Raw genomic sequence first — 19,628 nt, forward strand, 5'->3', positions numbered from 1 at the left:
CGGGTCTGACATCAGGCGTGGGCGCTGAGGAAGGAGTGGAGGGATGTGGTGAGGGCCGCGACGAAGGCGTCCTGCACCTGCGCCGGGAGGAGGTCCAGGGAGAGGTACGGGTTCAGGTCCTCCAGCTCGACGAGCAGCAGTTCGCCGGACGGCGCCCGGCAGGCGTCCACGCGCTGGATGCCGTGGTCGAGGGTGTTCCACTCGATGAAGGCGCGGGCGAAGGCCAGGTCCGCGTCGGTCGGCGCGTAGGGGCTCAGCTCCCAGCGGCGGGCCGGGTCGGGCGCGTAGAGGGCGTACTGGAAGGCGTCGTCGACGAAGTAGAAGGACACCTCGTACGTGAAGTCGATGCGCGGCTGGATGAGGATCTCGCCCGCGGGGCCCGTCGGGGCCGCCGTGAAGGTGAGGCCGATGGAGTCGGCGCCCTGCTTCGGCTTGACCGCGTAGGAGGGGACCTGCGGCAGCTCCGGGAGCCGCGCCGGGTCGTCGATCGTCGGGATGACCGGGTAGCCGGCGGCCGTCAGGTCGAGGAGGTACTGCTTGCCCGCCATGTCGGCGCGGCCGGTGAGCGGGTTGTAGACCGGGGTGCCGGCGGCGAGGGCGGCGGCGCGGAAGGAGTCGTAGGCCTGCTGGTAGTGCAGGACCGGGCCGCTGTTGCGGACGATCACGGCGTCGAAGCCCAGGGGGAGGAGCGCCTCCGCGTCGGCGGGGTGGCACAGGGCGAGCTCGAAGCCGGCGGCCCGCAGCCGGGAGGTGAGGAATATGTCCTCGTCGCAGTAGCGGCGGCCGCGCGCCGGGTAGGCCAGATCGGTCACGAAGAGCAGAGGCATGGCGCCAACCTATCGCGGGCACTGATCAGCGCATGAAATACCTCGTACGGGACAAACTGCTGGCCATCGGGGACGACTACTGGATCGAGGACGAGGACGGCCGGCACGCCTTCCTCGTCGACGGGAAGGCGCTGCGGTTCCGGGACACGCTGGAGCTGAAGGACCCGGACGGGCGGATCCTGATCACCTTGCGGGAGAAGCTGCTCGTCTTCCGCGACGCCATGACCCTGGAGCGGGACGACCGGCGGCTCGCGGTGATCCGCCGCAAGCGGTTCTCGCTGCTGCGCAACCACTTCCGCGTGACCATGGCCGAGGGCACCGAGCTCGATGTGAGCGGGCGGATCCTGGACCGGGAGTTCAAGGTCGAGTACGACGGGGAGCTGCTCGCGCTGATCTCGCGGCAGTGGTACCGGGTCCGCGAGACGTACGCGGTGGACGTGGTCCGGGAGGAGGCGGACGCGGCGCTGCTGGTCGCGGTCGCGGTGTGCGTGATCCGGATGGCGGAGAAGGAGCGGGAGGACGACCTCTAGGCCGTGCCGGGGCCCGCCTCCGTGCCGGTGCCCGCCTCCGTGCCCCGCGTGGGTACCGGCCCGCGTGAGTACGGGCCCGCGTGAGTACGGGCCCGCGTGAGTACGGGCCCGCGTGAGTACGGGCCCACCGGGAAATGAGCACGCGCACTCATGCCGTGGCGGCGGGCCGGACGCGAGGATGGTGCACGTCCCCACGGAAGGAACCCACGGTGAACCCCAGCACGTACGCGGCCTTGTACGGCCCGTGGCAGCCGACGAGGCCCGTCCCCAGGGAGCGGCCCGTCGTCACCGTGCTCGCGGCCCTGCTGTGGACGGCCACCTTCCTTTCGCTCGCCTGGCTGGCCAGCCTCTTCGGCATCGCCGTCGTCTGGATGGCGGCGGCCGGGGGCCCGGTCGGAGGTCTCGTCCTGCGCGTCGCCCTGGTCGTGGCGGGCGCCGCCGCGGCGCTCACCGCCCTGGCCTTCGCTCCCGGAGTCCGCCGGCTGGCCCCGGCGAGCCGTCTGCTCCTCCTGGGCGCCCTGGCGTGCCCGGTGCCCACCGCGCTCGCGATCTGGTCCTGGTTCCACACCGGCTGACCGGGGCAGCGGATCAGCCGGTCAGCGGATCAGCGGCCCAGGCGGCGGTCCTTCAGGGCCGGGAACTGGGCGCGGGTCTCGGGAACCTTGGCCGGGTCCAGGTCGACGGTGAGGACCTCCTCGCCGGGGCCGGCCTCCGCCAGGACCTCGCCCCACGGGTCCACCACCAGGCTGTGACCGGCCTGTTCGACGCCCGCGTGGGTGCCGGCCAGCCCGCACGCCAGGACGTACGACTGGTCCTCCACGGCGCGCGCCCGGTTGAGCAGGGTCCAGTGCGACCGGCGTCGCGCGGGCCAGCCCGCCGCGACGACCAGGGTGGTGGCGCCGGCGTCGACCAGGCCGCGGAACAGTTCCGGGAAGCGCAGGTCGTAGCAGGTGGCGATGCCGAGGGTCTGCTCCGGCAGTTCCACCGTGGTCAGGGATTCGCCGGCGGACATGAGCACCGCCTCGCCCTGGTCGAAGCCGAAGCGGTGGATCTTGCGGTAGGTGGCGGCCAGCTCGCCCGCCGGGGAGAGGACGAGGGCGGTGTTGTAGAGCGAGCCGTCGCCCGCGCGCTCCACGACCGAGCCCGCGTGCAGCCAGACCCCGGCGTCGCGCGCGGCCTTGGACATGGCCTCGTAGGTGGGGCCGTCCAGCGGCTCGGCCTCGGTCTCGAACTGCTCGTAGGCGAAGGCGCCGACCGGCCACAGCTCCGGGAGGACGACGAGGTCCGAGCCCGCCTGTTCCCGTACGAGCTCGGCCACGCGGGCGCGTCGGGATGACACCGACTCGCCCTCGTTCACTGCGATTTGGATCAGCGAGGCGCGCACACTACCACCGTCCTGGCGTTCAAGCCGTCAACTCGGGCCTACGATCGTCACACGAAAGCACTGCCGGGGTGCTCACCGGCAGCGTAGTTTTGGAAACTGAATCCACTGCTTCCGAAACGCGCCACTGAACAGCACCGCGAGGGGTCCCGTTGACCGTCCATCCGCATCCCAGCCTCCAACCCTATGCCGACGCGTGGACGCACTCCATCGAGGCGATATCCGAGCTGGTCCTCCCCCTGACGGAGGGCGAGTGGAACCGGGCGACGCCGTGTCCCGGCTGGTCGGTCCGTGACGTCGTGTCACACATCATCGGCATCGAATGCGAGCAGCTCGGGGACCCGCGGCCGATCCACACGGTGGCGAGGGACCTGCGGCACGTGGTGGACGAGTTCAGCCGGTACATGGAGGTGCAGGTCGACGTACGGCGTCACCACACCGCGCCGGAGATGACCTCGGAGCTGGAGTACACCGTCATCCGGCGCTCGCGGCAGCTGCGGAACGAGAAGCGGGATCCGGCCACGATGGTGCGGGGGCCGCTGGGCGAACAGGTGACCCTGGAGGACGCGCTGCGCCTGCGGGCGTTCGACGTGTGGGTCCACGAGCAGGACCTGCGGGCGGCGCTGGGGGCGCCGGGGAACTGGGACGCGCCGGGTGCGTACGTGGCGCGCGACATCCTGCTGGCCGGGCTGCCGAAGGTGGTGGCGAAGCGGGCCGGGGCGCCGGCGAACTCGGCGGTGGTGATCGACGTGCACGGTCCGCTGGAGTTCATGCGGACGGTGCGGGTGGACGCGGAGGGCCGCGGGACGGTGGACAAGGCGCCGTCGCTGGGCCCGGCCGTGACGCTGGCGCTGGACTGGGAGACGTACGTCCGGCTGGCGGCGGGGCGGGTGCGCGCGCACACCGTCGCGGACCGGGTGAAGGTGGAGGGCGACGCGGACCTGGCGGAGGCCATCCTGACGCAGTTCGCCGTGACTCCGTAGGGCTGCCCCGGTCACGGCGAAGCCGGGCTTCGCCGGGACCCGGGGCTCCGCCCCGGACCCGCTCCTCACACGCCGGAGGGGCTGAACCGGTCCCGCGCCGCGGCGCGGCGGAAATCGGTGGGGCTGATCCCGTACGCGCCGCGGAAGGCGCGGCTGAAGGCCGGGGCGTTGGCGAAGCACCAGCGGGCGGCAATCTCGTGGACGGGGCGGCCGGCCAGTTCGGGGCGGGCCAGGTCGGCGCGGCAGCGCTCCAGGCGGCGGCGCCGGACGGTGGCCGCGACGCTCTCCGGCTCCGTGCGGAACAGCGCGTGCAGGGCCCGTACGGAGATGCCGTGCGCGGCGGCGATCAGGCCCGGGGTGAGCGCGGGGTCGCCCAGGTTGTGCTCGACGAAGGCGTCGATCCGCTCGCGCAGGGCGCGGGCGCGGGTCTCGGCGGGGAGTTCCCCGTACGCGTCGACGCGCTGGGCGAGGCACGCGGCGGCCAGTTCGATCGCCACCGTGCCCATCCGGCGCAGCTCCTGCGGCGCGCATTCGGAGCCGTGCGCTCCGAGCGAGGCGATGAACCGCGCCAGGACGGCCCCCATGCCGATGTCCGCGCCGATGCGTCGGCCGAGCAGCGTGTCGATCCTGCCGGCCCGCAGGGGCAGGGCGGTCCTCGGCAGCTGGACGACCAGGGCCCTGAGCGTGCCGTTACCGGCGCGGCAGTCGGCCTCGAAGGGGTGCGAGGTGTCCCACAGGATCATGTCGCCGGGGGCGAGTTCGGCGTCGCTGCCGCACTGGGACATCCACATCCGGCCGCGGGTCAGCAGCGCCAGCTGGTACTGCTCCGGGTCCCCCCGCCGGATGAGTGCGGGGGTGCGGCGCGACCGTACGTGGGAGTACTCGAAGGAGGAGACCTGCGCGGCGCCGATGTCCAGCACGGCCGCCTCCGCCTGGAAGTCGGCGGACCGTTCGCTGCTGAGCGCGGTCGGCATCAGCGCGCTGGCGACGACGTCGTTGAACCAGTCGAACCTCTCCACCGCAGGCACGGCGGCGGCGGACACTTTCGTCCACATCTCCGGCAGTTCCCCCTCCCGACGCCGCTCGCCCCGCGGGGCTGCGGCCCTACTGCGCCTCGCGCCCGGCTGTTTCCGGCAGGGGACACGCACCGGACACCGGCTCCGGTTCCGCTTCCGGTACGGGCGTCCGTGCGGGTGCCTGTACGGGCGTCTGGGCGGGCGTCTGGGCGGGGATCGCGAGGCGGTTGCGGGCCGCCTCCCGGGCCAGTGCGCGCGGGCGCAGGCGCAGGATCTGGGTGATGCCCACCGCTTCGAGGACGAAGACCGTGGAGAACGCGATGCGGTAGTTGTCCCCGGTCGCGTCCAGCAGGACCCCCACCGCCAGCAGCGTGGTCATCGACGCGATGAAGCCGCCCATGTTCGTGATCCCCGAGGCGGTGCCCTGGCGCTCGGGCGGGTTGGCCGGGCGGGCGAAGTCGAAGCCGATCATCGACGCGGGGCCGCAGGTGCCGAGGACCAGGCACAGCGTGACCAGCAGCCACATGGGCGCCCGGTCGCCGGGGTGGACGAGGACCGCCGCCCAGAGGAGGGCCGTGAGCCCGACCGTGCCGAGGGCGAGCGGGATCCGTGAGGACTGACGGCGGCCGACGATCTGGCCGTAGACCAGCCCGAGCGCCATGTTCGAGGCGACGACCAGCGTCAGCAGTCCGCCCGCGGTGGTCCGCGACAGCCCCTGCGCCTCGATCAGGAACGGCATCCCCCACAGCAGCAGGAACACCATCGCCGGGAACTGCGTGGTGAAGTGCACCCACAGGCCGAGCCGGGTGCCGGGTTCGGCCCAGGACTCCCGGATCTGGCGGCGTACGAACCCCCCGGAAGCCCCGGCAGTTCCAGAGGTTCCAGAGGTTCCGGAAACCCCCGTGCGCCGCGGCGCGGGCTGCGCCGGCCCGTGGCCCTCCGGGTGGTCCCGCAGAAACAGCACCAGCGGCACCAGGACCACCAGCCCCGCCACCGCGCTCCCCGCGAAGGCCGCGGTCCAGCCGACGCCGTGCAGGACGGGCGCGAGGACGAGCGTGGAGACGAGGTTGCCCGCCATGCCGACCAGCCCGGCCAGCTGGGCCATCAGCGGCCCGCGCCGGGCCGGGAACCACCGGGTGCCGAGCCGCAGCACCGAGATGAAGGTCATGGCGTCGCCGCAGCCCAGCAGGGCCCGGGCGGCGAGCGCCATCCCGTAGGACGGCGAGAGCGCGAAGCCGAGCTGGCCCGCGGTGAAGAGGACCGCGCCCAGCGTCAGCACCTTCTTGGTGCCGAGCCGGTCGACCATCAGGCCCACGGGTATCTGCATGCCCGCGTAGACGAGCAGCTGGAGCAGGGAGAAGGCGGCCAGCGCCGAGGCGTTGACGTGGAAGCGGTCGGCGGCGTCGAGACCGGCCACGCCCAGGCTGGTACGGAAGATCACCGCCACGAAGTAGACGGCGACGCCGATGGACCAGACGGCTACGGCCTTCCTCCCGCCGGGAGGGTCCTTGACCAGGTGCGGGGCGGTCATCGACCGGGCCCCCGCCGCACCAGCGCCTCGACCCGCCCGATGTGCCCGCGGACCGCGGCGGCCGCCGTGTCCGCGTCCCCGGCCCGCAGCGCGTCCAGGATCTCGGCGTGCTCGGCGAGCGTGCGCTCCAGCCGGTCGGGGTGGGCGTGCAGCACGGCCACGCCCATCCGCAGCTGCCGGTCGCGGAGTTGGTCGTAGAGGCGGCACAGGATCTGGTTGCCGGCGCTGCGCACGATCTCGGCGTGGAAGCCCCGGTCGGCGGCCATCATCGCGGCGAGGTCGCCCTCGGCGGCGTGCCGGCGCTGTTCGTCGAGCAGCGCGGCGAGCCGGTCCAGCAGGCCGGGTGGCGCGGGCACCGCCCTGCGCACGGTGAACTCCTCGACGAGCAGCCGGGTTTCGAGCACGTCGTTGATCTCCTGCGCGGAGACCGGCAGGACCAGCGCGCCCTTCTTCGGGTACAGCTTCAGCAGCCCCTCGGTCTCCAGCCGCAGCAGTGCCTCGCGGACCGGCGTGCGGGACACCCCGACGGCCTCGGCGAGTTCGCCCTCGGTCAGGAGGGTGCCGCCTTCGTAGCGGCGGTCGAGCACGCCCTGCTTGACGTGCCGGTAGACGCGGTCGGCGGCGGTCGCGGGCGTGGTGGGGGAGGAGGCGGGCGTGGTGGAGGCAGGGGTGGCGGCACGCATGGGCACAGGATAGATACAACAGAGGTGCAAGCCGTGGCCGGGTCCAGGATGCGGACGACGGCCCGCCCCGCCCTGCGTCGATGAAGGACGACGACCGGCCCCCCGCCCTCCGTCGAAGGATGTACGGCTCCCTCGTCCGCCCGCAGGACGTACGGGGCCGCGCGCGCCGGGACGCTGGAGTCATGGCCGACACCCTGCTCGCCCCGGTGGTCCGGAAGACCGCCCGGCTCCCCCTCCTGGACGTCCTGCGCGGCGCCGCCGTCCTCGGCACGCTCATGACCAACGTGTGGATCTTCGCCTCCCCCGGCTCGGAGTGGGGCGTGCTCCAGGGCGGGATGCGGGTGCCCGACCCGATCGGCGACCCCTCCGCCGCGAACATCGCCGAGAACGTGTTCCGCTTCCTCGCGGACGGCAAGTTCCTGGCGCTGCTGACGGTCCTGTTCGGGGTGGGCCTCGCCATCCAGTACGACTCCGCCGCGCGCCGCGGCGACCCCTGGCCCGGCCGCTACCCGCGGCGCGCCGCGTTCCTCTTCGTCGAGGGCACCGTGCACTTCGTGTTCGTCTTCGCCTGGGACGTGCTGATGGGGTACGCCGTGACCGCCCTGCTCGTCGCCTGGCTGCTGGCCCGCTCCGAGAAGGTGCGGCGGTGGGCGATGTGGACGGCCGGCGGGGTGCACCTGACGCTGGTCGCCCTGCTGACGCTGGTCACGCTGACCACACCGGACACCACACCGGACACCGCGCCGGAGGGCCCGGGCCCGGCCGCCGTCGAGCTGTACGCGGACGGCGGCTACGGCGCCCAGATCGCCTTCCGCCTGGACAACGCCCTCGCGCTGCGGATCGAGCCCGTGTTCTCCTTCGGGCTGCTGGTCTTCCTCTTCCTCCTCGGCGTGCGGCTGCACCGGGCCGGCGCCTTCACCGCCACCGCCGAGGGCCGGCGCATCCGGACCCGGATGGCCGCCTGGGGCCTGGGCCTCGGGCTGCCCCTGAACGCCGTGACCGCCCTCGGCGGCGACGACTTCTTCGTCCTGGGCCGCTACGGCGTGGCGCCGCTGCTCTCCCTCGGCTACATCGGCCTGATCGGCATCGCCCTCGACCGGCGGTGGATCCCGCGGCCCGCGAGCACCGCCCTCGCCTCCGTCGGCCGCACGGCCCTGTCCTGCTACGTCGCCCAGAACCTGCTCTGCATGCTGCTCTGCTACGGCATCGGGCTGGGCCTCGCCGGCCGGCTGGGCGGCAGCGGCCCCTGGTGGGTGATGGGCCTGTGGGCGGGCGTGAGCCTGGTCCTGGCGGCCGGGTCGTGGCTGTGGCTGCGCCGCTTCGGCCGCGGCCCGCTGGAGGCCGTGCAGCACGCGGCCCTCAGGCCGCGCCGCCGGTCCCCGAGGTGACCTCCACGTCCAGCACGAACTCGTCGTACGGGGCCTCGTCCGGGTAGGGCGGGCGGACCTGCGCGAAGCGGATGCTGGCCCGGCCCCCGCCCGGGGAACGGGCCCGTACGACGTAGGTCCGCTCCACCGGGGCCCCGGGCAGCGCGACACCGGGGTCACCTGGGTCAGCGGGGACGCTCGGGGCGCTGGAGGCGCTGGAGGCATCCGGGGCACCCGGGACGCCGTCCGGGACACCGACGGCGGACGGACCCTCCGTCACCGTCACCACGTCCGTGTCCCCCGTGACCTGCCAGGTCCAGACGTACCCGCGCGCCCCGCGCCCGGTGAGCCGCAGCTCGTACCGCTCACCGGGGCTCAGCACGACGCTCCGTACCTCCACGGCCGCCCGGTCCTCTCAGACGGGGCCGATGACCGACCCCTCGTGCCAGCCCGCGCCGTCCCGCCAGTAGTGCTGGAGACGGCGGTCGGTGCGCAGGACGATGACTTCCAGGTTGAACCCGAAGCTGCCCTGCAGCATCCCGGTGACCGAGGCGACGTCACGGCCGAAGACCGCGCTGCGGCGCCAGGCCGAGCCGCCCGCGTTGCCACGCCACCAGTGCTCGACGTGCCCGCCCTCGACGGCCACGCACAGCTCGTAGTTCCCGGCGGTGTCCTCGTCGGCGGCCCCGTACTGCCCCTCGATCAGGCAGGGCGCGGAGATGGCCGCCGTACCGCTGCCGAAGACCTCGCCGGCCCGCCAGGCGAAGCCGTTCGGGTCGTCGCGCCACCACAGCTGCATGCGGCCGTCGGTACGGGCGGCGACGAGGTCGAGGTGGCGGGCGCGGGTCTGGACGAGGGCGGGGCCGTAGTGGGCGATGCCGGAGGCGAAGCGACCGCCGTCGTTCCAGGTCCAGGGGGCGCCGTTGATCCGCCACCAGTGGTTCAGGCGGCCGTCGGCGGTCCGGACGACCACCTCGAAGTTGCCCGGCTTGCCGTAGTCGCTCTGGATGAAGGCCGGGGTCGAGCCGACCGCCGCGTCGCCCGGGCCGAAGACACCGCCGTCGCGCCAGACGCGCACGGACTGCTCGAAGTACCAGTGGCGCAACCGGCCGCCGGTGGTCACGTGCAGGGACTCCATGTTGCGGTTGTAGGTGGTACCGGTGAAAGCGGGCTGGCCGGAGGCGTCGTTCGCGAAGGCCTCCGCACGGGCCCAGGCGAAGGGAGCGTCGCCCTCGCGCCACCAGTGCCGCAGGCGGCCGCCCGTGGTGGTGGCGAGGAGCTCGAAGTTGCGGTGGGCGCGGCCGTTGCCGCTCTCGTAGACGTTGCCGGTGTGCAGGCGGCGCTTGGTCCACGGGTCGATGTTGGTGCCGCGCAGGCCGCACTTGGCCCAGTGGTCGATGCCGGCCTCGCCGTAGGCGATCCGGCCGTAGCCGCCGACGTGGTAGCCCGTCCCCCAGGAGTTCTTGAACAGCCAGCAGCCGGCCGCGTCGTCGTAGCCGACGATCAACACGCAGTGGCCGCCCGCGAGTCGGTCGCTGGTGCGTTGGTAGACCCCTGCGCCCAGCCCGAAGAAATCGTCGTAGACGTCGAAGCAGGCGGTCAGCGGGCCGACCGTGTCCAGCCAGACCTTCTGCTGCTCCACGTCGCCGAGCCGGACGTAGTCGGTGATCCGCACGGTCCGGCCGGACCGGTCCCAGCTGGGCGTGTACTCGGCACGCCAGGCGTCGCGGCGGGCGGCGGGCAGACCGGCGGGCGGGGTGCCGTACGGCCAGCAGTCCGGGTCGGCGAGCCCGCCGTTGCCCTTGATCCAGTCGAGGGCCGTCTCGGGATTGGACCCCTGGCCGCAGGTGAAGCGCAGCCCGTCGTGCACGTCCCCCTCGGAGCGCTCCGCCCATACGTCGTGCTCGATGCGGGCCATGGACTCCACCAGGCCGGCCGCGCCGAAGGCCCAGCAGGAACCGCACGGGTTCTGGTCCTTCACCTTGGTGATCCACGGCAGGCCCCAGCGGCTGCGCCAGTCCACGGCGGCGGGCCGGGCGCCGACGGCCGCGCCCGCCGCGCCGGGCAGCAGCCCGTGGGCGGCCCGGCGCCGGGTCAGGTGCGGATTGCCGCTCTCGTGCCCGACGATCCGCCGCAGGTCGATCACGCCCGCGTCCTCGGCGGGCGTCAGATTGGCCCCGGGCTCCAGGCCGAGCGAGGGCCGCGGCACCGGATCCCCGTCGGCCAGGTGTTCCAGGACCGACCAGCGCGCCCCCCGCGCGACGAGCTGCGCGCGCAGCTCCCCCGCCGTCTGGACGGACTCCTCCGGCATAGCGGCCCCCCAGCTGCAACCGTTCGCGTTCAAGACCCGCGAGCGTCCCCCCGGCGCCGGGGGGCGTCAAGGGGGTCCGCACGGTCGCGCGGGGGCACGAGGGGGCGTGCCCCCGCGCGACCGTGCGGGTGTCCCCGGCGCCGCCCGGGCGCCGGGGAAACGGCAGGGCCCGCGGTGGCGGGCGCTACTTGACGGGCAGGGCCGGCAGCTCCACCGGGAGCGGGAGCGGCGGCAGGCCGGGCAGGCCGAGACCACGCGGCACGCACGCTCCCGCCGAGTGCGGGCGCCCGCAAGGGAAGCGGAACCAGACTGTCCGGTCCAGCGCGAGTTCAGTCCTGCAGGGCCTCGCGGATCCGGCGGACGGACGGGTTCACCATGGCCGGGTGACCGCCGACGACGACCGTCGGGACCGTCTCGTTGCCGTCGGCCACGCTGCGGACGAAGGCCGCCGCGTCGGGGTCCCGCCAGATGTTGACCTTCCGGTACGGGATCCGGGCCAGGCGCAGCTGCGCGCGGAGCTTGATGCAGAACGCGCACCCCGGCCGCCAGTACATCGTGACGGTGTTCATCCCGCCGCCGAGTGGACGGACTGCGCGCACACGAACCGGGTCATGCCCCGCAGCCTATGCCGGAAGCCGCCGGTCAGGGAGTGGGCTGTACGGGCCGGCTGGCCCGTACGGGCGCCCGTATAGGGTCCCCTCATGGGGACCTGGATCGCGCCGAGCGTCATCGAGAGAGAGCTGTACGAGGCCAAGACCGCCGGTGACTGGGCCGCGTACTTCGATGTGCTCGCCCGGACGCAGCTCTACCTCGTGCAGCCCCGCGTCCAGTCCGACGCGCACCCCGACGCGGTCTTCTTCCACCCCACCCCGGACCGCATGCTCGTCGTCCGCACCGCCGGCATGCTGCCCGCGCCCACCCCCGAGACGGTCTTCGAGTCCCGGAGCCTGGGCTGGTTCTCCAAGGTCTGGGCCGCCGACGACCCCGCCTTCCTCGCCGTGAACCCGGGCTCGCCCGCCGAGGCCTACCTCACCACCACCCCCGCCGACCTGGCCCGCTGGCGCGCGCACGCCGACGCCGCCCCTTGCTACGGCCTGCCCGACGGCACGGTCCACGCCCTGTTCACCGGCGGCCCGCTGCACGGGCCCATCGCCCACGGGCTCGCCGTCGGCGCCCATCTCGCCGTGACGAACGGCGAGTTCTGGAACGCCCTCGCCTACCACGGCGGCGGCTACCAGCACGAGCGCCGCCGCGTCGCGAAGAGCTGGAGCATCACCGACCGGCACGAGTGGCTCTCCACCCTGGACACGCTCCTGAACGCCGACATGGTGAGCCCCGTCTGGGAGTTCACGCTGCGCGTCCGCCGCGTCCTCGCCTCCGACTTCGCGGGGCCCGTCGACGTCGAGCACTGGCGGCACGCCGCCGAGGCCACCCTGCGCCGCAGCGCCGAACGCTCCGCCGAGCCGCAGATCACCCCCGAGGGGGTCACCGTCGCCCGGCCGCGGCCCACCGCCGAGGTGGAGGGCGAGATCGCCGGCGTCAAGCGCCTCATCGGCCGGATCGCCCGCTACGAACAGCGCTTCCGGGCCGACGGGCTGCTCCCCGAGGACGGCTGGGTCCGCTCGGTGGAGGGCTGGGACGTCGGCCGGGCCTCCCAGATGGCCCGTTGGGGCATCGGCTGCCGCTACGGGACCCTCCACGAGGCCGAGAAGGCCGTGCTGCGCGCCGGGGAGGCGGCCCGGCAGACCTACCGCTCGTGGGAGGAGTTCTCCGCCGGGTACGTCCTCGGACGGTGCCTGCACTTCGACGAGGAGGAGTTCGGCACCTGGTACACGACCGCCCTCGCCGCCCACGTCGCCCTGACCACCGACCCGGCCAGCCCCTGGCGCAACATCCCCTGGAACTGACCGACCTCGGGTAGTCGGCGGCCGCGGCCGGAAACCGGCGGCGGCCGCGGCGCCGCCCCGATTAGCCTCGCCGCCATGACTGTTGAGCTGAACGAGACCGTACGGGGGCTGCTCGACTCCCCGCACCCCGCCGTCCTGTCGACCATCAACCCCGACGGGAGCCCGCAGAGCTCGGTGATCTGGGTGACCCGCGACGGCGGCGACCTGCTGATCTCCACCGAGCAGGGCCGCCGCAAGGAGCGCAACATCGTCCGGGACGGGCGGGTCGGCCTCACCGTCTTCGACCTGGCCAACCCCTTCCTGTATGCCGAGATCCGCGGCACGGCCACCGTCACCGAGGACGTCGGCCGCGCGGTGGCCGTCCGCATCGCCGAGGAGTACCTCGGCCCGGGCGCCGGCAAGGAATACCGGGACGCCCCGGCCGAGGACGTCCGCGTGGTCGTCCGCATCACCCCGACCAAGGTCCTCGGCAACGCGGCCCGCGCCGGCGGCTGAGGCTGAGGCCGGCGCGGGTACCCCCGAACGGCCCGGAGCCCCGGCCCCCGCGGAGTGCGGGGGCCGGGGCTCCGGTGTGCTGCGGTGTGCTGCGGTGTGCTGTTGTGTGCGGCTAGCCCTGCGTGAAGTAGCCGAGGAGGTCGGTGATCACGTGGTTGGAGCCGCCCCAGCTGTTGCTGACGCTGACCTTGCCGTCCCCGACCGGGGTCGTCACGTGGTTCGGGACGGTCAGACCGGGCAGGGCGCTGAGGCTGCTCGCCTCCGGACGGGCGGACCCGAAGCCGTACACGGTCAGGAAGCCGGGACCGGTGGTCTCGGTGGCCGTCAGGTTCAGCACCGCGCCCAGCGCGCCGGCCGGCAGACCGGCGACCGTCGTGGTGGCGCCCGGGGCGAGCTTGCCGGTGGTGCGGGTGTCGGCGAGGCGCTTCGGCGCGACCGGGGTGAAGAGGGCCTTGCCGTCGGCGCCGTAGTAGCCCACCACGTCCACGATCAGGTGCGTGGAACCGGCGTTGTTGTACAGCCAGATCGTCCCGTTCGGGCCGACCGGGACGATGGCCTGGTTGGACTTGTCCTTACCCGGCTCCGGGTTCAGGTTCGAGACCGCCGGCCGATGCGCCGGGTCCGGGTAGGCGATCACGTGCGAGTCCGACGTTGCCGCCGTGCTCGTCAGGTTCACCGCGACGGCCTTGGCGTCCGCCGGGATGCCGTTCACCCCCGCGACCTTCACCGGCCGCGTCGTACCACCGGCCAGCGCGCCGCCCGCCGTACGGGTGTCCGCGAGCCGGGTCGGGGCGACCGGGCTGAACTTCTGCCCGGTGTTCGGCTGGTAGTAGCCCATGAAGTCCACGATCATCGCGGCCTGGCCGGAGTTGAGCCGCATCCACACCCAGCCGTACTTGTCGACGGGGACGGTCACCGTGTTCGACGTGGTGCCGCCCGCACGGACGTTGACGTTCGACGTCGCCGGACGGTCCTCGCGGGTCGGGGACACACTGAGGTGGGTGTCCTGCGTGGCACCGGTGAGGGTCACGTTGAGGACCACCGCGGACATGCCGCCCGCAGTCGAGTTCCCCGTCCGGAGGTTGAGCGGCATGGCCACGGCGGTGGGCTCGCCACCCTGCAGGGTGCCGCCCCAGGTACGGGTGTCCCGCAGACGGATGGGCGTGACGGCCACGTAGCCGGACGGCGCGTAGTCCACCCGCACGGTCCGGGTCGTCGTGGACGTGCCGCCCTTGGTGTCGACGAGCTTGACCGTCGCCTTGTAGTCGCCCGGCCTGTCGTACGTGTGCTGGGCGGTCTGCAGGCCTTCGTAGGCCTGGAACCAGCCTTCGCCGAAGTCGACCTCCATGCGTGCCACCGGCCACGTCGTCACCGACGCCGAGGCGTCGAAGGCGAAGGTCAGAGGGGGCAGGTGCGCCTCCGTGTCTCCCGCGGGCGGCAGGACCTGCGTGGCGGCGAAGGCCGCCGTCCCCGGGCCTTGCGGGGTCGCCTTGACCGGCTTCTCGGCGGAGACCTTCTGACCGGTGCCGTTGACGGCCGTCACCTTGATCACGTGGTCGCCCGGCAGGCCGTAGGTGTGCTTGGCGAGAGCGTGCGGGCCGGTGCCCTGCCGGGTTTCGACCGGGGGCGTCCCGTCGCCGAAGTCGACGTGGTAGCTCATCGTGGTGGGCCAGCGGCTGTCGGAGACCGCCTGCACCTGGACCTCGGTCCCGACCGGCGCGTGCGCCGGGTCGACGGTCACCGTGACCTGGCGCAGCTCGTCCTGGAACTCCTCGGCGCCGCGGTCGAGGTACCCGCCGTTCTTCCCGGTGTTGGGAACGAGCGGGTCGTCCACCATCGGCTTTCCGTAGAGGTCCGTGAGCAGGACGCCCGGAGCCGTCGCGTCGGCGGAGTCGATGCGGGGCGAGCCCTCGAACGAGTCGGTTTCCTCGGCGGACGCCGTCAGGACGTCGTGCGCTCCCTGGCCGGTGGCTGCCCGGAACGACGCCGCGTCCTTGTACGTGGTGCCGGACCAGTTGTAGGGCACCGGATCGTGACCGGCCATGCCGGAGGCCAGGTTGTAGTCGGCGAGCGTGCCCGCCGCCGCGCTCTGCGACACCAGGACGGCGTTTCGCGGATCGGCCGACGTGCACGCGCTGCTGGTGTTCTCGGTGCTGAACACGTTGTTGAACAGGCCGGAGGCGGTGGAGGTCCCGGTGACCGAGAGGGTCGCCGCGCAGTGGCCGGAGAGCGTGTTGTTGGTGATGACGGTGCCGGGCGCGTCCACCACGGTGACCGCCGACCGGGAATTGCCCGATATCCCGTTGCGGCCGAGCACGGTGTTCCGGGAACCGCCGTCGACCAGCACCCCGGCCAGCGAGCTCCGGCTGACGCGCACGTCCGTGCTTCCCTCTCCGACCGCGAGCGCGTTGCGATCGCCGTCCCGGCTGAAGATCCGGTCCAGCTCGACATGGGAGGAACCCTTGACGTGGACGCCGCCGAGGGTGATCAGATCGCGAAACACCACGTGGGAGGCGCCGCGGACGGTCAGCCTCTGGCCCGTGGACAGCTGCACACGGCCCGACTGCGCGTCGGGAACGAAGCTGATCGGCTTCCCCGGCTCCCCGGAGCGGTCGATGGTGACGGCCTCGGCATACGGCATGCCCGGCTTGATCCGCACCGTCTGGCCCGGCTCCACGACCTTGGCCGCCGCCGAGATCGTGCAGTACGGGATGGCCTGCGTGCCGGTCCCCGCGTCGGAGCAGTTGGAGCCTGTGTGGTTGCTCACGTAGAGGCTGGTCGGGGTCTCGGCGGCGGCCGCAGCACCGACCGGGACACCGAGAAGGGTGACGACACCTGCGGTCAGCAGGGCCGTCGCACGAGTGGGACGCACCAGAAGGGTTTCCTTCGCGAAGAGGTGATGGAGAGCCATCACGGGCGCGGCGCCGCACGACTGGTAGACGTCTTGTTCCCCCAGCGACAGTCGGGCGCACGCTGACCCGCGAAAACCAGGATCATCATCCATTGTCCGAAAGTCGATGTCACCTCTGTTGAGGAACCAGGCCTACGGCAACAGCGTCCGCACCGTCGCCCACGCGTCCACCGCCGCTGCCGCGGGGTCGCCGTCCCCGAGGTGCGGCCGGACGAGAACCAGCCAGGGGATGAGGCCCTTGATACGGCGCAGGTGCCGGATGCGGTGGTGCGGGAGGTCCCGCCAGACGCTGCCCTGCACCGCCGCCTGCTCCGGGGTCAGATCGATCAGTGCCAGCAGCTCCCGGCACAGGGCCGCCGGGTCGCCGCCGCGGTCCGGGCCGAACTGCTGGATCAAGTAGACCTGTACGCAGGCGCGTTCGGGCGCCCGGACCAGATCGGGCACGGCCTCGGCCCGCGCGCAGCGGTCGGTGGCGGTGAGCGCCACCCGGCCCCAGCGCAGGCGGACCTCGTCCGGCAGCCGCTCGTCCCGCATCCGTACGCCGGCCAGGACGCGCAGGGTCCGCGGGTGGGGTTCCTCCCCCAGCGGCGGGCCGGTGGCCAGCCACGCCTCCAGGTCCTCCAGCGCGTGCCCGTCGGGCGGCACCGAGGTCAGCACCTGCCCCCGGGTGAGGAGCGCGACCATGGCGCCCGTGAGGTGGACCTTCGCGACGTGTCCGGCGTCGAAGGAGCCGACGGGGCGCCCGTACCGCTCGATGTGGCGCAGGCCGATCCTCGACTCACCGACGGCGTAGACCTGCCCGGCGCGCGCCACCCCGCCGACGCACCGGACCACGCACACGCCGCCCGTGACGTCGGCCTCCTCGACGGAGTACACCTGCAGTTCGGCGATGGACACCCCGACCCCCTTCCCCGGGCGGGAGGTTACCGCCCGCAGTGCCCCTCAGATCGGGCCTTGGAGGTACACGCGGCTCCGGATGACCGCGGAGGCGGCGGCCGAGAAGGCGAGGGTGCGGTTGTCGCTGGTCACCGCGACCTGCTGGCGTCCGGAGCCGGTCCTCGTGACGCGGACCGTGCGGTCGCGGCGGTCCGGGTGTTCGGCGGCGATGCCCGTCACGCGCAGCTCGTCCACGCCGGTGAACATGACGAAGAAGAGCAGGGTGTTGTACGGCTTCTCCTCCCACTCCGGCCTGGGGTGGTCCGGGAGCCGCCCGGTCTCGAAGCCGAGGGTGACCGAGGTGTCCCGCTCGTCCACGTGGACGTAGTACAGGGGGCAGGTCGACAGGTCCGGCGGGGTCGCGTAGAGGGCCGCCAGTTCGGGCCAGAGGACGTCGTTCATCTCAGGGCCGCTCGTAGAAGGGGTTGACGTACGTCGGCGGCAGCGTCGGGTACATCCTGGTCTCGGCCGGTCTGGTGAACCGGCGCGGCCCTGCGTCACCGCCGTCCGCGTCCCGTGTGAAGACGCTGAGCTTCCCCGCGAGCACGGACGCGGCCGCCGTGAAGGAGACCTCGGTCCCCGGCGCCGCGGCGCGCACGGCCAGCCGGTGCCGGGGCAGCTCGGTGAGCACGACATCCGCGGTCACCGGCGGCCGCCAGCCCTCCATCACGAAGTCCTCGACGTGCGAGAAGCCGAGCTGGCACTGCATCGTGTCCCCGGGCCCGCCGTCCCAGCGGTCGGGGAACGCCGGCAGGTCGAGGCGCAGGACGACGGACGAGCCCCAGCCGTCCAGGTGCACCGAGCGCAGCCGGACCCCGGTCAGCTCGGGCACGTCGTCGTAGTACGGCGCGAAGGGCCGGTCGTTCACGACGAAGTCGGTCCAGGTCACGAGGCCCCTCCCGGGCCCGGCTCGATGCGGTCCAGCAGGGGCGCCGCCCACTGCGGGAGTGCGGATGCCGCCGGGCGGGGCGGGCGGGGGTCCGAGGTGATGCCGATGCCTCCCGCCGGGTCGCCGTACACGAACCGCCGGGACCAGCCCAGCCAGGAGCAGACGAACAGGTTCGCGCTCCACGCCAGGGCCAGCGCGCCGCGCAGCCCGGGGACCTCGTACCAGTAGCTGGTAAGCACCACGGCGCGGGAGACCGCCTCGTCCGGGTCCCCCGGCCGGGAATCGGCGGTGAGCCCGGCGGCCAGCACCGAGGCCGCGAACCGGTTGTCGGCGAGCAGCCCTCCGCTGTCGCGGACGACCGCGTCCAGCAGGTCCGCCGGGAGGCCGGCGGCGGCCTGCTCCAGCCTCGCCAGCAGCCCGGGCAGGCCCGGATCGCCGGCCGCCTCCAGGCCCGGAGCCGCCCTCAGGTCGGCCGGCAGCCGCTCGTCCCCCGTGCGGGCGGCCAGCAGGTGCAGGTACGCCAGCGCGCGCAGGGTCTGCCAGCGGCAGAGCGTGTCGAGCAGCGCGGTCCGGGAGCTGCGGAAGGCGAGCCGCACCGGCCAGTCGGCCGCCCGGACCTCGTTGCCGAGCGCCCGCAGCTCCGCCGGCACCGGGGCCGGGAAGACCCGGCTCCGGCCGGGGCCGTCATACGACGGCTCGGCGCGGTAGCCCGGCCAGAGCGGGGCGGGATTCCGGGGGGTACCGCTGCGGCTGCTCATTCGGTTCGTCGTCCTTCGGGGTGCGCCCCGTCGCGCGGTGATGAGCCCTGCGATCGGGGCTCCGAGGGGAACACGCCTCTCAGGCCTTGGGCGGTTCCTCCAGCACCAGCCTGATCTCGGTGACCTCGTAGCCCGCGCGGTCGAAGGCGGCGGCCATCGGGACGTTGACGGTGTCGGTGGTCGCGGTGATCCGTTCGGCGCCCTCGGCGGCGTGGAAGCGGGTGATCTCGCCCAGGATCTCGTCGATCAGGCCCCGGCCGCGCTGCTCCGGTACGACGCCGAGGTAGCCGACGTTGCGGTGGTACGGGGTCGCCGACGGGATGGCCATGCCGGCGAGCGTGCCGTCCGGGAGGTGGGCCAGGCGCCACCAGGAGCGCTCGCCGGGGCAGTCGAGGTAGAACGCGACGTCCTCACGGGCCAGCTGTTCCGCGTCCATCGACCGGAGCTCGCTCTGCGTGTGCAGGTCGAGGCTGCCGGCGGACAGCCGGACGAAGGCGTCGAGGAACTCCTCGTCGGTGCCGTCGCGGAAGACGAGCCGGCCGGTGGGCGCCGTCGTCGCGGCGGCCGGGGTCCACTCGTAGCGCAGGCGCTCGATCTCGTGCGTCAGGCCGGCCTCGTACGCGGCCGCCTGGCGCCAGGCGACCGCGGCGGCCGTCTCCGGATCCTCGCGCCAGCCGCGGGGCAGGGAGATGTTGTAGACGGGCAGCCCCCCGAAGGCGGCGTGCCCGGCCGCGAGCAGCCCGGCGGCCACGGCGGCCGGGTCGGCCACGCGGGCCCGCACCTGGAGGCAGTCGAGCGCGATGGGCCGCTCGCTGTCGGCACGGCCCCACCACAGGGCGCGGGCCAGGATCTCCCCGTCCTCGTCCTCGGCGAACCAGGTCCACTCGGGCCGGAACCGGTTCCCGTCCAGCTCCTCCCGGATCCTGTCGGCGGTCAGGGCGGGGACGGGACCGTCGGCGGGGTAGGCGACGGCGCGGTCCAGATCTGCGGGGTCTGCGGTGGCAGCGCGGAAGAACATCCGGAGAGGATCACACGGGGCGCATCCCCCGGCCAGGGCTTTCCTGCCGGGAGGCCGCGCACCGGCAACGGCCGATGGCCGGCCT

19 protein-coding genes and 1 pseudogene are annotated in these 19,628 nt (G+C 73.4%); 6 read left to right on the forward strand and 14 right to left on the reverse strand.

The genetic code is table 11. The features are described 5' to 3' along the window. Nucleotides 1–11 precede the first annotated feature (11 nt). Nucleotides 12–827, reverse strand: a complete 816-nt coding sequence (locus tag OG534_RS17780) for a hypothetical protein (RefSeq protein ID WP_326589036.1) — start codon at nucleotides 825–827, stop codon at nucleotides 12–14. Nucleotides 828–859: 32 nt separating this feature from the next. On the opposite strand from OG534_RS17780, the gene OG534_RS17785 reads away from it, so the two are divergent. Continuing rightward, nucleotides 860–1,357 carry an LURP-one-related/scramblase family protein gene (locus OG534_RS17785; RefSeq protein ID WP_326589037.1) on the forward strand — a complete coding sequence of 166 codons (498 nt, stop codon included), beginning with the start codon at nucleotides 860–862 and terminating at the stop codon, nucleotides 1,355–1,357. 209 nt (nucleotides 1,358–1,566) lie between these two features. Continuing rightward, nucleotides 1,567–1,932, forward strand: a complete 366-nt coding sequence (locus OG534_RS17790) for a hypothetical protein (protein ID WP_326589038.1) — start codon at nucleotides 1,567–1,569, stop codon at nucleotides 1,930–1,932. Between the two features lie 29 nt (nucleotides 1,933–1,961). Here the strand turns inward: OG534_RS17790 and OG534_RS17795 are convergent, their stop codons facing one another. Further along, nucleotides 1,962–2,741 (reverse strand): carbon-nitrogen family hydrolase, encoded by a 780-nt coding sequence (locus OG534_RS17795; RefSeq protein ID WP_326589039.1) that lies wholly within the window; start codon nucleotides 2,739–2,741, stop codon nucleotides 1,962–1,964. Nucleotides 2,742–2,890: 149 nt separating this feature from the next. Here OG534_RS17795 and OG534_RS17800 point away from each other — a divergent pair, with 149 nt between their 5' ends. Beyond that, nucleotides 2,891–3,721, forward strand: a complete 831-nt coding sequence (locus OG534_RS17800) for a maleylpyruvate isomerase family mycothiol-dependent enzyme (RefSeq protein ID WP_326589040.1) — start codon at nucleotides 2,891–2,893, stop codon at nucleotides 3,719–3,721. 65 nt (nucleotides 3,722–3,786) lie between these two features. Here OG534_RS17800 and OG534_RS17805 read toward each other — a convergent pair whose 3' ends face one another. The 3 genes and pseudogenes from OG534_RS17805 to OG534_RS17815 all read right to left on the reverse strand — a co-directional run bounded on the left by OG534_RS17805 (nucleotide 3,787) and on the right by OG534_RS17815 (nucleotide 6,951). Then, a complete protein-coding gene (locus OG534_RS17805; protein ID WP_326589041.1) occupies nucleotides 3,787–4,776 on the reverse strand; it encodes a helix-turn-helix domain-containing protein in 990 nt (329 codons plus the stop codon). Nucleotides 4,777–4,975: 199 nt separating this feature from the next. After that, nucleotides 4,976–6,268, reverse strand: a pseudogene (locus tag OG534_RS17810) (MFS transporter); the annotation flags it as partial. Next, the gene (locus tag OG534_RS17815) at nucleotides 6,265–6,951 is read right to left on the reverse strand and encodes a GntR family transcriptional regulator (protein WP_326589043.1); all 687 of its coding nucleotides are present in this window, start codon (nucleotides 6,949–6,951) and stop codon (nucleotides 6,265–6,267) included. The gene OG534_RS17815 and the pseudogene OG534_RS17810, both read right to left, overlap by 4 nt. A 182-nt stretch (nucleotides 6,952–7,133) precedes the next feature. Between OG534_RS17815 and OG534_RS17820 the strand changes: the two genes are divergently transcribed. Then, the gene (locus tag OG534_RS17820) at nucleotides 7,134–8,339 is read left to right on the forward strand and encodes a DUF418 domain-containing protein (protein ID WP_326589044.1); all 1,206 of its coding nucleotides are present in this window, start codon (nucleotides 7,134–7,136) and stop codon (nucleotides 8,337–8,339) included. Here the strand turns inward: OG534_RS17820 and OG534_RS17825 are convergent. The 3 genes from OG534_RS17825 to OG534_RS17835 form a co-directional block, all read right to left on the reverse strand. Further along, nucleotides 8,311–8,718: a protease inhibitor I42 family protein gene (locus OG534_RS17825; RefSeq protein WP_326589045.1), complete on the reverse strand. Its 408-nt coding sequence runs from the start codon at nucleotides 8,716–8,718 to the stop codon at nucleotides 8,311–8,313. The genes OG534_RS17820 and OG534_RS17825 overlap by 29 nt on opposite strands. A gap of 15 nt (nucleotides 8,719–8,733) precedes the next feature. Next, entirely contained in the window at nucleotides 8,734–10,629 is a 1,896-nt protein-coding gene (locus OG534_RS17830; protein WP_326589046.1) for a C1 family peptidase, read from the reverse strand. Nucleotides 10,630–10,958: 329 nt separating this feature from the next. Then, complete coding sequence (locus OG534_RS17835; protein WP_326589047.1) at nucleotides 10,959–11,198, reverse strand: glutaredoxin domain-containing protein; 240 nt, start codon at nucleotides 11,196–11,198, stop codon at nucleotides 10,959–10,961. A gap of 132 nt (nucleotides 11,199–11,330) precedes the next feature. Here OG534_RS17835 and OG534_RS17840 point away from each other — a divergent pair, with 132 nt between their 5' ends. Next, complete coding sequence (locus tag OG534_RS17840) at nucleotides 11,331–12,536, forward strand: DUF1266 domain-containing protein (RefSeq protein ID WP_326589048.1); 1,206 nt, start codon at nucleotides 11,331–11,333, stop codon at nucleotides 12,534–12,536. A gap of 75 nt (nucleotides 12,537–12,611) precedes the next feature. Further along, the gene (locus tag OG534_RS17845; RefSeq protein ID WP_326589049.1) at nucleotides 12,612–13,031 is read left to right on the forward strand and encodes a PPOX class F420-dependent oxidoreductase; all 420 of its coding nucleotides are present in this window, start codon (nucleotides 12,612–12,614) and stop codon (nucleotides 13,029–13,031) included. A 112-nt stretch (nucleotides 13,032–13,143) separates the two neighbouring features. On the opposite strand, the gene OG534_RS17850 is transcribed toward OG534_RS17845, so the two are convergent. The 6 genes from OG534_RS17850 to OG534_RS17875 all read right to left on the reverse strand — a co-directional run bounded on the left by OG534_RS17850 (nucleotide 13,144) and on the right by OG534_RS17875 (nucleotide 19,543). Further along, a complete protein-coding gene (locus tag OG534_RS17850; RefSeq protein ID WP_326589050.1) occupies nucleotides 13,144–15,903 on the reverse strand; it encodes a PKD domain-containing protein in 2,760 nt (919 codons plus the stop codon). Between the two features lie 171 nt (nucleotides 15,904–16,074). Next, a complete protein-coding gene (locus OG534_RS17855) occupies nucleotides 16,075–16,839 on the reverse strand; it encodes a hypothetical protein (RefSeq protein ID WP_326589051.1) in 765 nt (254 codons plus the stop codon). 45 nt (nucleotides 16,840–16,884) lie between these two features. Then, on the reverse strand, nucleotides 16,885–17,280 hold the full coding sequence (locus OG534_RS17860) for an Imm50 family immunity protein (protein WP_326589052.1): 396 nt from the start codon (nucleotides 17,278–17,280) through the stop codon (nucleotides 16,885–16,887). A gap of 1 nt (nucleotide 17,281) precedes the next feature. Continuing rightward, the gene (locus tag OG534_RS17865) at nucleotides 17,282–17,767 is read right to left on the reverse strand and encodes a hypothetical protein (protein WP_326589053.1); all 486 of its coding nucleotides are present in this window, start codon (nucleotides 17,765–17,767) and stop codon (nucleotides 17,282–17,284) included. After that, entirely contained in the window at nucleotides 17,764–18,525 is a 762-nt protein-coding gene (locus OG534_RS17870; RefSeq protein ID WP_326589054.1) for a hypothetical protein, read from the reverse strand. The genes OG534_RS17865 and OG534_RS17870 overlap by 4 nt, the downstream gene beginning before the upstream one ends. 79 nt (nucleotides 18,526–18,604) lie before the next feature. Next, entirely contained in the window at nucleotides 18,605–19,543 is a 939-nt protein-coding gene (locus tag OG534_RS17875) for a GNAT family N-acetyltransferase (protein ID WP_326589055.1), read from the reverse strand. Nucleotides 19,544–19,628 lie beyond the last annotated feature (85 nt).

The sequence above is a fragment of the Streptomyces sp. NBC_01294 genome (assembly GCF_035917235.1).
In the GTDB taxonomy this organism is placed as follows: domain Bacteria; phylum Actinomycetota; class Actinomycetes; order Streptomycetales; family Streptomycetaceae; genus Streptomyces; species Streptomyces caledonius.